Annotated in this window: 8 protein-coding genes; all 8 read left to right on the forward strand. The window is 66.6% G+C overall.

Features of this window, described 5'->3' with window-relative positions; all coding sequences use genetic code 11:
* The first annotated feature begins 202 nt into the window (after positions 1-202).
* The 8 genes from JW958_12310 (at position 203) to JW958_12345 (ending at position 12,008) form a co-directional block, all read left to right on the forward strand.
* Positions 203-1,579 (forward strand): sulfatase, encoded by a 1,377-nt coding sequence (locus tag JW958_12310; protein MBN1827033.1) that lies wholly within the window; start codon positions 203-205, stop codon positions 1,577-1,579.
* A gap of 280 nt (positions 1,580-1,859) precedes the next feature.
* Entirely contained in the window at positions 1,860-3,728 is a 1,869-nt protein-coding gene (locus JW958_12315) for an ATP-binding cassette domain-containing protein (GenBank protein MBN1827034.1), read from the forward strand.
* A 74-nt stretch (positions 3,729-3,802) separates the two neighbouring features.
* Complete coding sequence (locus tag JW958_12320; GenBank protein ID MBN1827035.1) at positions 3,803-4,816, forward strand: sulfate ABC transporter substrate-binding protein; 1,014 nt, start codon at positions 3,803-3,805, stop codon at positions 4,814-4,816.
* 13 nt (positions 4,817-4,829) lie between these two features.
* On the forward strand, positions 4,830-5,660 hold the full coding sequence (gene cysT / locus JW958_12325; GenBank protein ID MBN1827036.1) for a sulfate ABC transporter permease subunit CysT: 831 nt from the start codon (positions 4,830-4,832) through the stop codon (positions 5,658-5,660).
* Positions 5,657-6,544 (forward strand): sulfate ABC transporter permease subunit CysW, encoded by an 888-nt coding sequence (gene cysW, locus JW958_12330; protein MBN1827037.1) that lies wholly within the window; start codon positions 5,657-5,659, stop codon positions 6,542-6,544. The genes cysT and cysW overlap by 4 nt, the downstream gene beginning before the upstream one ends.
* A 34-nt stretch (positions 6,545-6,578) precedes the next feature.
* Complete coding sequence (locus JW958_12335; GenBank protein ID MBN1827038.1) at positions 6,579-8,663, forward strand: HAMP domain-containing protein; 2,085 nt, start codon at positions 6,579-6,581, stop codon at positions 8,661-8,663.
* A complete protein-coding gene (locus tag JW958_12340) occupies positions 8,644-9,345 on the forward strand; it encodes a response regulator transcription factor (GenBank protein ID MBN1827039.1) in 702 nt (233 codons plus the stop codon). Before JW958_12335 ends, JW958_12340 begins: the two co-directional genes overlap by 20 nt.
* Positions 9,346-9,527: 182 nt before the next feature.
* Positions 9,528-12,008 (forward strand): T9SS type A sorting domain-containing protein, encoded by a 2,481-nt coding sequence (locus tag JW958_12345; GenBank protein MBN1827040.1) that lies wholly within the window; start codon positions 9,528-9,530, stop codon positions 12,006-12,008.
* Positions 12,009-12,397: the final 389 nt, after the last annotated feature.

The raw sequence follows: 12,397 nt of genomic DNA on the forward strand, positions 1-12,397 counted from the left end.
CGGTTTCCTCGGGGCTGTACTTCACGCTCTTCCGGAGCGGCGGCTCCTCGGAATCGAAACGGGTGACGCTCATCCGCTGACGCCGCGTGCGGGAGAATACGACCGGGGCGGGCCTCGCGGGGTCCGCCCCATTTTTCGCGCCCACCCGGTCCGCGCGAATCCTGTAGAATAATGGTACACGAGAAAGGAGCCACGACTCATCTTGCACCGAAGAAACGGCCTCGGGGTCGTCCTCCTCTTCGCCGCCGTCGCGGCCTGCTCGCGCCTCCCCGGACGGGACAGGCCCTCCGTCGTTCTGATCACTCTGGACACCCTCCGGGCGGATCATGTCGGTTGCTACGGTCACGCCCGCCGGATCACCCCCCACATCGACCGTTTCGCCCGTGAAGGAGTGCTCTTCGCCGACGCCCTGGTCGCCATCCCGGAAACCGCCCCGTCGATCCGTTCGATCCTCACCGGGCTCTATCCGGTTCACCACGACATCCGGAGAAACGGATACGATCCGGACCCGAACCGTCCGACGATGCAGTCGCTCCTCGGATCGGCGGGCTATCGAACCGCCGCGTTCACGAGCAGCTGTGTCCTCGACCGGGCGAGCGGCTTCGGCGACGGCTTCGACCGCTTCAACGACCGCACGCCGGACCGATTTCTTCTGCGGGAACATGGGCAGAGAACGGCGGAGAAGACCGCCGACGCGGCGCTCGGTTGGCTCTCGACCCGGGACGAAGGTCCCTTCTTCCTCTGGATCCACTTCATCGATCCCCACTCCCTCTACAACCCGCCGCCCCCCTACAAGAGCTTCTTCCAAGAACGCCCCTGTCGAGGCGCGCTTACCGGCGGGGCGGATCAGTTCCTCGACGTCATCAAGCACCGCCTCCCGATCGGACCGGAGGAGCGGAAATGGCTCGCCGACCGGTACGACGGCGAGATCGCCTTTCTGGATCATCAAATCGGGAGGCTCCTCGACGGCCTGGAAAATCTCGCGCCCGAGAACACCCTCGTCGTTCTCACCGCCGACCACGGCGAGAGCCTCGGCGATCACGGCTACCTCTTCGACCACGGCGATTTTCTATACGAGGACCAGATCCGCGTCCCCCTCCTCCTCAGCCACCCGGACCTCCCGCGGGGCCTCGTCGTCGGCGGGCAGGTGGAGTCGGTGGACATTCTTCCCACGGTGCTCGACTTCGTCCGCCTCGATCTTCCGAAGGAGCGGGACGGCGCGAGCCTTCTCCCCGCGTTGCGCGGCGACGAAGCGCCCGGTCGCCTCGCCCTCTCCGAGTCGGACGGATGCGACGGCGGGACGATGCGCCCTCACCGCGCCTCCGGCCTCACGGGCAAGCTCTTCGGCGTTCGGGACGGCCGCTGGAAATACGTGACCGATTTCAGCGGCTGGGAGGAGCTTTACGATCTGGAGACCGATCCGGGGGAAACCACCGATCTGTCGCGCCGGGAATCGGAGCGGGGGGAGACGATGCGGCGCGCCCTGCGCGAACGGATCGGCCCCAGCCCTTGGGGCGGCGAAGAGCCCCTCGCCCCGGCGACGCGCGAGAAGCTTCGGGCCCTCGGTTACGTCGACTGATCGCGTCCCCGCCCTCTCTCTCTCCGCCGTCCGAACCGGTCCGGTTATACGAATCGAACCTCCCTTCGACCGACAATGTAACCCCCGCAGGCTAGACTGAACCGAGGTCACGAAACGCCCGCCGGAGCGTTGGGGATTCTCCGCGGGGCTTCCGCAGGCGGCCCTCCGGGAACCGATCCGCGCCGGAGCGAGGCTGCGGAGAGCCGGCCCGCGACGCGACAAAGCGGGCCCGCCGTCGTCCGTAGCCGAAATAGAACCGGCCCGAAACGGGGAGCGCTTTATGTCCATTCTCTTGGATCGGCTCACGAAATACTTCGGGGGACACTGCGTGGTCAACAACGTCTCCCTGGAGGTGCCCGCCGGAGAGCTTTTCGTGCTCCTCGGCCCGAGCGGAAGCGGGAAAAGCACGGTGCTCCGCATGATCGCCGGACTGATCGACACCGACGAAGGCCGCGTGCTCCTCAACGGCCGGGACATGACCCGCCTCCCGCCGCAGCGCCGGGGCGTGGGATTGGTCTTCCAAAACTACGCCCTCTTCCGCCACATGTCGGTGGCGGCGAACATCGAGTTCCCTCTCGCCATCCGAAAAGTGAGCGCCGCCGAGCGCCGGAAAAGGAGGGACGAGCTTCTGGAGATCGTCGGCCTCATCGGTTTCGAGGACCGCTATCCCCACCAGCTCTCCGGCGGCCAGCAGCAGAGGGTCGCCCTCGCCCGGGCGTTGGCGCACCGCCCCGAAGTGCTCCTCCTCGACGAACCCTTCGGCGCCTTGGACGCCAAGATCCGCGCCGAGCTGAGGCGCTCCCTCCGGACCATCCAGAACGAACTCGGGGTCACCACCATCTTCGTCACCCACGATCAGGAGGAGGCTTTCGAGCTGGCGGACCGGACGGCGGTCATGAACTTCGGCAGGCTCCTGGAGGTCGGCCCTCCCATGGAGCTGTATCTTCATCCCCAAACGGAATTCGTCGCCACCTTCCTCGGCCGGGCGAACCTGATGGTCGGCGGATGCGACTCGTCGAGCGTCAGCCTGGGAACGATTCGCTTCCCCTTGGACGACCACATCACCTCCACGGGCGGCGAAAGGCGCGTGCAGGTTCTCTTCCGTCCCGAGGACGTGGCGGTGAAAGACGCTCCCGACGCGCTCGGATGGCCCCTCCTCGGGAAGGCGAGGGTGGACGAAGTGGGCTTCGCCGGTTCCGTGGAGAAAATCCGCCTCCGCCTCCCCCCGCTCGCGGGCGTGCGGACCATCTCCCCGTCCGTCCCCTTCGGCGCCGATCACATTCTGGTGGAGGCGACGCGCTCGCAGCATCAAGCCCACCGGCACCCCCTCCGCTCCGGCGACGACGCCTGGGTCGGCGTCCGCCGCATCCACGCGCTGCTTCACCCCGGCCTCAGCATGCTTCTGGTGACCGATCGCTCCCCGCACGCCCAGGCGGCGGTGGCCTTCGGCGAGCAGATCGTCCGCCTCGCGCACGCCCGCGTGACGCTCCTCGGCCTGGGGCCGGGGGACGACGGCATCGGCGAACACCTCGACCACATCCGAGAGCGGATGGGAAGCGGGCCCGCGGCGGTCGAAATCCTCTCCTCCGCCGATCGGAGCGAGGAAGCGGTCCGGCGCGAAACGGACCGCCAGCCCTACGACCTCGTGATCTGCGGGCGCCCGCTGGAGGGGGTCCTGGGACGGGTCGAGGACTATCTGGCTTCCGGCGACCATCACCTGCTGTTGATCCCCGGACCCTGCCCGCTCCCCCGGCGGGTTCTCGTCTGCGTGGCCGTCGGCGAGCCCGGAAAGGAAGACATCCTTTTCGCCGGAAGGCTCGTGCGGCATCTGGGAGCGTCCGCCACGATTCTTCACGTCCTTCCCAAGGGAAGCTCCTCTCTCCAGCGTTCGCAGTGCGATCGCTTTCTGGCCGCCGGGGAACGCACTCTCGCCGTTCTCGGCGTCCCCGGTTCGACGGCGGTGCGCGAAGGGAGGACGGAGGAGGAGATCGTCTCCGCCGTGGAGGAGGAGGGATACGACCTCGTGGTCGTCGGCACGCCGATACCGCGGCCGGACGGCAGCATTCATATGTCCGGATTGTCGGCGGACCTGTTGAAACGATTGGAGAATCTGCCTGTTCTGTTGGTTCGTTCCACGGAGCTTCCCTGACGAAGCGCGGCCGGAAGAATCCCGGCCACCCGACGGCAGGCGCGCGAACCTTCGGTCCGCAAGGAGGAAAAAGCATGCGCACACGGAAAATCGCCCCTCTTCTCTTCGCTCTCTCGGCGGCCGTCGCGATCGCGCTCCCGGCCGGGGCCAAGGACCTCACCCTTCTGAATGTCTCCTACGATCCGACGCGGGAGCTTTATCAGGACTTCAACGAGGCGTTCATCGAGCACTGGTTCGAGACGACCGGAATCACCATACACATCAATCAATCCCACGGCGGGGCGGGCAAGCAAGCGCGGGCGGTGATGGACGGGCTCGAGGCGGACGTGGTGACCCTCGCCCTCGCCTATGACATCGACGCCATCGCCGCGACGGGACTGATGCCACCGGATTGGCAGAGCCGGCTTCCCCACAACAGCGCGCCCTACACGTCGACCATGGTCTTTCTGGTCCGCAAGGGGAATCCGAAGAACATCCGCGATTGGGATGATCTGGCCCGACCCGGCGTGAAGGTGATTACGCCGAATCCGAAAACGTCGGGAGGCGCCCGGTGGAACTATCTCGCCGCCTGGGGCTACGCGCTGGGCAAGCCGGGCGGGACCGAGGAGACGGCCCGGGAACTGGTGACGCGGATCTACAAAAACGTGCCGGTTCTCGACACGGGGGCGCGCGGCTCGACGATCACTTTCGTGGAGAGGGAGATCGGCGACGTGTTGATCGCCTGGGAGAACGAGGCGCTCCTGGTGGTGAACGATCTGAAACCCGGCCTGTTCGAGATCGTCGTCCCCTCGCTCAGCATCGTGGCCGAGCCGCCGGTAACGGTGATCGACAAGGTCGTGGATCGGCGCGGCACGCGCGATGTCGCCCAGGCTTATCTGGAGTATCTGTACTCGCCGGTGGGGCAGGAGATCGCCGCGAAGCACTACTACCGCCCCCGGCTCGAGGATGTGGCCGCGAAATACGCGGACCGCTTTCCCTCGGTGACCCTCTTCTCCATCGACGACGTGTTCGGCGGTTGGCAGAAGGCGCAGGCCGCCCACTTCGCCGAAGGCGGCGTGTTCGATCAGATCTACACCGAAGGTCGCTAGGAACGGAGCGGTGATGCGGAATACGCGGCGAGGCGTGCTGCCCGGGTTCGGCTTGGCGATGGGGTTCACCTTGTCCTACATCGGACTCCTCGTGCTGATCCCCCTGTGCACCCTCTTTCTGAAAGCGGCGACCATGAGCTGGGAGCAGTTCGCGGGGACGGTGTTGTCCCCCCGGGCGCTCGCCGCGTATCGCCTCAGTTTCTCCGCCGCCCTCGCGGCCGCATGCATCAACGCCGTCTTCGGGCTGCTTCTCGCCTGGGTGCTCGAGCGGTACGAATTCCCGGGCAAACGCCTCGTCGACGGCCTGGTGGATCTCCCCTTCGCGCTCCCCACCGCCGTCGCCGGGATCGCCCTCACGAGCCTTTACGCGGGAAACGGCTGGATCGGCGGCCTTCTGGAACGGGGGGGGATCCAGGTCGCCTACTCGCCGTTCGGCATCGTCGTGGCGCTCACTTTCGTCGGCCTCCCCTTCGTGGTGCGAACCGTGCAACCCGTTCTCCGCGAGCTCCCCCCGACGGTGGAGGAAGCGGCGGCGAGCATGGGCGCCGGCCGGCTGCAGACTTTCCGCAAACTCCTGCTCCCCGAGCTTCTGCCCGCCGTGGTGACCGGGTTCACCCTCGCCTTCGCCCGCGGGCTCGGCGAGTACGGCTCGGTGATCTTCATCTCGGGGAACATGCCGATGAAGACCGAAATCACCCCCCTCCTCATCATGATCAAGCTGGAGGAGTATGATTACGCCGGCGCCACCGCCATCGCCCTTCTCTTCCTGGCCGCTTCCTTCGTCACCCTTCTTACGATCAACTTTTTATCGCTCCGTTCCGGGCGGGAGGTAAGGGTCCGATGAAGGCGGGGCGGTTCCATCCCGAAATGATCCGCCGCCGGAGGGGCGGCGCGGGGAGGCCCTCGAGCCTCACCGAACCGAGACCGGTGCGGTGGCTTCTCACCGCGGCCGCGCTCGCCTTCATCACCCTCTTCCTCCTCATCCCGTTGATTCTGGTGTTCGCCAAGGCGTTCGAGTCGGGCGCCGCCGCCTACGCCGCGGCCGTGATCGAGCCGGTCGCCGTCGCCGCAATCCGCCTCACGCTGATCGCGGCGGCGATCACGGTCCCCCTCAATCTTCTCTTCGGGACGGCGGCGGCCTGGGCCATCGCCAAGTTCGAGTTCCGGGGGAAGAACCTGCTCGTCACGATCATCGATCTCCCCTTCAGCGTCTCCCCGGTCATCTCGGGTATGCTCTTCGTCCTCCTCTTCGGCGCGCAGGGGCTGGCCGGGCCGTGGCTGCAGGATCACGGCCTCAAGATCATCTTCGCGCTCCCGGGGATCGTGTTGGCGACCGCTTTCGTGACCTCTCCCCTCGTGGCGCGGGAACTCATCCCGCTCATGCGCTCCCAGGGGGTCGAGGAGGAGGAGGCCGCGTTGACCCTCGGCGCCGGCGGGCTGCAGACCTTTCTCAGGGTCAGCCTACCGAAGATCCGCTGGGGCCTTTTCTATGGAATCATCCTGTGCAGCGCCCGGGCGGTGGGAGAATTCGGCGCCGTCTCGGTCGTCTCGGGACATATCCGGGGCCTTACGACGACCGTCCCCCTGCACGTGGAGATGCTATACAATGAGTACCAATTCGCCGCCGCCTTCGCCGTCGCGTCGCTCCTCACCGTGCTGGCGCTGATCACCCTCGTCCTCAAGGGGCTTGTCGAGTGGAAGGCGGGCGGAAAGGGCGAGGGACGATGACGGTGTCCTTCCGGCCCGGCGAAGGGGGAAGACCATGCGCCGACTGAAACTGGGCACGATCCTCCTGTTGATCCACATGGGGATGCTGCTGGCCGCGATGGTCGTCGTGGGCGGGGCGGGCGTCTCCCTCCTGCGGCGCCTGGCCGACGACAGGGCGGTCGCCCAGACGGAGGCGGCGGCCGGCGGAGCCCTCTCCGCGATCGAACGCGGGGGCGACCGCCTTCTCTCCTCGGTGAAGCTTCTCGCGAAACGCCCCACACTCAACCGGCTGCTCCGCTCGGGGGACGACGGGGAACTGGCGGTGTTTCTCGCCGACTTCCGGAACACGAGCGAGTTCACCGACTGCGCGGTGCGCTACGGAGACCGGTTCGTTTCGACCGATGGTTTCCCCGCCTTTTCGGGCGCGGGGAGCGACGGCGGATCGGACTGGCGGGTTCTCACTCCCGAAGAGGGGCCGATGATTTTGTTCGCCCGTTCACCGGCGGAGGAAACGCCCGGGGCGTCGGTAATGGCCGTCATCGTTCTCGACGAAGAGTACGCGCGCGAAACGGGAGAGAAGGTGGCCCTCCCCGTGTCGATTCTCTCCCGCCGCGACGTGGAGAACCACGGGTACGGACTCATGCAATCTCTCCGCCACCGCGCGCTCGGCGGAAACGGAAACACATCGGCCCGACTGGACGAGGACCGGATCTATTACGCCGCCGTTCCCCTTCCGGACCGGACGGGCGGGATCGCGGGCATCGTGGAGGCCGCCATTCCGATGGAATCGGTCGCGGCGCCGCTCAAAAAGTTGATCCGTGGACTTCTTGTGCTCACCTTCGTCACGGGTCTGCTCGCGGCGGTCCTCTCCCGTGTTCTGGCGCGGCGCATCGCCGGACCGATCGGGACGCTCACCGCGGCGGCTTCCCGGATCGGCCGGGGAGACCTCCTCTCACCGGTTCCCCGGGTCTCCGGCCCCGAGATCGACGTGTTGGCGAACACCATGGAGGAGATGCGGGAGCGCGTCCTCGCCCTCACCAACGACCTCTGCAAACGCCGGAACGAAAGCGAGGCGATCCTGACCGGCATCGCGGAGGGGGTCTTCGAGGTGGACCGGGAGCGGCGGATACGCTACATGAATCCGCAGGCCGCCGCGCTCCTCGACATCGAACCGGATTTCGGGATCGGCCGGTTCTGCGGCGACATCCTGAGGCCGCGCGGACAATCCGGCGTTCGTCCCTGCGACGAAAGCTGTCCCATCCTGCACGCCCGTTTCCGCGGGCGGGCTCAGGCGACCGAGTACCTCCGCCGCCCCGACGGCACCTATCGGGCCGTCGTCATCACGAGCGCCCCCTCCGGCGCGCACTACGACGGCGACGTCCGGGAGCTGCACCAGTTCCAGGTCATGCGGGAAGAGACGGAGGAAGAGTCCGCGCGCAGGCTCCGTGACGCGGTGCTCGCCAACATCTCGCACGAGTTTCGGACCCCACTCACCGCCCAGTTGGCGTCTCTCGAACTCCTCCGGGACAAGCTGCCCGATCTGCAAACGGAGGAAGTGCGGGAACTGGTCCTCTCCATCGAGCGAGGCACCCTGCGGCTATCCCACCTGATCGACAACCTGCTGGAGAGTTCGCGGATCGAGGCGGGAGAGGACAAGCTCCGGCGGCGGCCGATCGCCCTGGACGAGGTCGTGGAGGAGGCGATCGAGATGGTATCCCCCCTACTGGAACTCCAGCGGCAATCCCTCCACGTCGATCTCCCCTATCCTCTCCCCCCGGTGGTCGGAGACGCGCCGCGGCTGGTGCAGGTTTTCGTGAACCTCCTGGCGAACGCCAACAAGTTCGCCCCCCCCGAAACGACCATCGGAATCGGCGGGTCCGTGGGAGAGAAGGAGCTGCGCCTTTGGGTCGAGGACGAAGGGCCCGGTCTCCCTCCGGGAGCCGTGGAACCTCTCTTTCAGAGATTCCTCCGTTCCCCGACGGAAGAGCCGGAGCCGCGCGGGATGGGGCTCGGGTTGTACATCGTCCGTTCCATTCTGGAGCGTCACGGCGGGCGCGTCGAGGCGGTGAGCCGCGAGAAGGGGACGCGCATGTCCGTCGTGCTCCCCCGGGAGGGCGCAGATGAAGATTCTGGTCGTTGACGACGATCTCGAGCTGTTGAACCTGATCTCCTTCGCCCTCCGGCAGGCGGGGTACATGGTCGTGCGGGCCGCCGACGGCCCCGCCGCGCTGAAGGTCTTCGACGAGGAGATGCCGGACCTGGTCGTCTTGGATTTCAACCTTCCCGGCCTAAACGGCCTGGAGGTGCTCGTCAAAATCCGCGAGAAGAAAAACACGACCCCCGTCATGATGCTGACGGTACGCTCCGCGGAGGAGGATCTGGTTCAGGCCCTCGATCACGGCGCCGACGATTACTTGACCAAGCCCTTCAGTCCCCGGACCCTGCTCGCCCGCATCCGAGCCCTTCTCCGGCGCACCGGAATCGAGAAACCCGCCCCCCTCCTCACGGGGGACTTCGCGCTCGACACGGAGAACCGCCAGGTGAGCATTCGCGGCGGCAAGCCCGTACCCCTGACGCCCCTCGAGTTCCGGCTTCTGCAGCTCCTCGTCACCAACACCGGCTACGCCGTTCCAACGGAACGAATCACCAGCCACGTTTGGGGATATCGGGGCTCCGGCGACCGCTTTTTACTGAAGCAGCTTGTTCACAGGCTGCGACGGAAGATCGAGACCGATCCCACCTCACCCGACTATCTGATCACCATTCCCGGCATCGGTTACCGGTTTCTCTCCGGCGCGGATCCGGAAGAGGAATCGGTCTGATCCCCTGTCGCCGCCCCCCCGTCCGCGGGAGCCGGCCGGGGCGCCCCCTTGTGTTTTTCGCGTGGAACTGCTATAGTATCAGCTAGATAGCTTCGGCCCTCCCGTGCGGACCGTCCCGACGGCGACTCGCCTGTCGCGAGCCCCCACCCGCCGATCCGGACACTTTATGTGAAGGAGACAACATGCCTCTTCCTCGGTTCCGGCGCGCGGCGTGCGCGATCGCGATCATCCTGCCGTTGCTCTCGGCCTCCACCGTTTTCGCCGACCCACCGAGCAGTTTCGACCTGCGCGACGTCGGCGGCCAGAATTACGTGACCGGCGTTCGCTCGCAACAGGGAGGAACCTGCTGGACCCATGGCACGATGGGCTCCCTGGAGAGCAACCTGCTGATGAGCGGCGTGTGGGCCGCCGCAGGAGAGAGCGGCGAACCGAACCTGGCCGAGTATCACCTGGACTGGTGGAACGGCTTCAACCAGCACAACAACGACGACCTGGACCCGCCGGACGGGAGCGGGCTCACGGTGCACCAAGGCGGCGACTACCGGGTCTCCTCCGCCTATATCGTGCGGGGCGAGGGAGCGGTGCGCGACGTGGACGCCCAGTACTACGATTCGGCGCCGGACCGGGACGCTCTTTCCTACCACTACTACTTCCCGCGCCACGTCGAGTGGTTCGTCGCCGAGAGCGATCTCTCCCGCATCGACGAGATCAAGGAAGCGTTGATGGCGCACGGCGCGATCAGCACCGCCTACTGCTCCAGCGGAGGCTTCATCCAAAACTACGTGCACTACCAGCCGCCGTCCGATTCGACCAAGCCGAACCACGCCGTCACCATCGTCGGATGGGACGACGACAAGGCGACCCAGGCGCCGGCGCCCGGGGCGTGGCTCTGCAAGAACAGCTGGGGCGCGAATTGGGGCTTCAGCGGTTTCTTCTGGATCTCCTACTACGACAAGACCTGCTGTCAGGACCCGCAGATGGGCGCGGTCCAGTTCCGGGACGTGGTCCCCATGCCCTTCGACCATGTGTATTACCACGACTACCACGGTTGGAGGGACACCAAAGCCGACGCGGACGAGGCGTTCAACGCCTTCACCGCCGAGGGGGATGAGGCGCTGACGGCGGTCGGTTTCTTCACCGCCGCCGACTCGGTGGACTACACGATCCGGATCTATGACCGCTTCGAGGGGGGCGTCCTCCTGGACGAACTCTCCTCCACGACGGGGTTCTTCGCGCGGACCGGCTTCCATTCCGTCGATCTCGACGCGCCGGTGGAACTCGCCGAAGGGGACGACTTCTACGTTTATCTCTCTCTCTCCACGGGCGGGCATCCCTTCGACAGGACCTCCGGCGTGCCGGTTCTCCTCGGCGCCGACTATCGCGTCATCGTCGAGTCCCGCGCCGACCCGGGAGAGAGTTTTTACAAGAGCGGCGGGTCCTGGATCGATCTCACCGGCGATGATGAAACCGCCAACTTCTGCATCAAGGGGTACGCGATGAACCGCGGCCTCCACGTGGAGCCGGAGTTCGGCGCCATCCATCAAGGGGATGAGGGATCACCCCTCCCCGCGACGCCGGATGAGTGGTGGTTCGTGGTGCAGGGAGCCGACACGATCGAGTACGAGGTCGGTTTCGTCTCCCCTCCGGGCTGGCTCGACCTCACCGGTGATCTTTCCGGGAGCCTCGCTCCCGGCGACACGGCGCGCGTGACCACGACGCCGAACGGCGGCTCGGCGTTTCTCCCCGAGGGAGCCCACGCGGCGGTCCTCCGTTTCACAGATCAGACCAACCATATCGGCGACGCCTCCCGCATCATCGCCGCCTGCATCGGCGAGAGGGCCGTCGTCCATTCTTGGGATCTCGACGTCAACCCGGGCTGGACCACCGCCGGGCCCTGGGGTTACGGCTATCCGACCGGTGAGGGGGGCGATGCCGGATGCCCCGACCCGACGGGTGCGAGCACGGGCGACAGTTGCTTCGGCTTCAACCTGACAGGCGACTACCGGAACAGGCAGGCGGAGCGCCACCTCACCTCGACGCCGATCGACTGCTCGGGCATCTTCGACGTTCTCCTCCGCTTCGACCGATGGCTCGGCGTGGACTATCCGGAATACGACCACGTGTCGATCGATGTGAGCCGGGACGGCGTGAATTTCTATCAGGTCTGGAGCAACACGGGCCGGATCAACGACTGCAACTGGATCGTTCAAGAGGTGAACCTTTCCCCCTGGGCGGACGACTGCGCCACCCTCTACCTCCGTTGGTCCCTCGGCCCGACGAACGACGGGACCCAATATTGCGGATGGAACATCGACGACATCGAGCTTCTCGGCTACGCCGTGGACGAGGCGACCGGCGTGAGCGGCGGCGGCGCTTCCGCGCCCGCGGCGCTTCGTCTCCTTCCCGTCGCGCCGAACCCCTTCAACCCGGCGGCGACGATCCGCTTCGAGACGAACCGCCCCGGTCGGGCGCGGGTCGCCGTATACGACGTGACCGGCCGCCTTGTCCGCGTGGTCGCCGACCGGAACGTTCCGGCGGGAGCGAACGCCGTCGTCTGGCGGGGCGAGGACGACCGGGGGCGCGCCGTCGCCAGCGGCGTCTATTTCGTCCGCGTCGAAACGGCGGACCGGACCGCGACACGCAAGGCGGTCCTTCTCCGCTGATCGAGGCGAAATCGCAAATCGACCGCGAGGCCCGGGTTTTCCGCCCGGGCCTCGCCTTTTCTGCAACGGACCACGGAGAGCGGGCTCCCGGGTGCCGGACACCTCATCGCTTTTGATTGGAGAGAATCCGAAACCGAAAGAGGAACCATCCTCTCCGCCTCCTCCTCGGACGGACGGCGTGATCCTTCGAGGAGAAGGGGCGGGAGGCGACTCCCTTCCGCCGCCGGTCTCCCTCTCGGGGCCCTCTCGACTCGCCGGGCACCCACCGGAGCCCGCCTCCGTCGAGGGGATAAATGAATCTGCGAGCTTAACGGGGCGGGCGAAGGTGGGTCGGCGAGCGAGAAGAGGGAGGATGCGGAAGCATCCGGACCGTGCCCCGAAGGGAGAGC

This window comes from Candidatus Eisenbacteria bacterium, from assembly GCA_016930695.1.
GTDB lineage: Bacteria > Orphanbacterota > Orphanbacteria > Orphanbacterales > Orphanbacteraceae > JAFGGD01.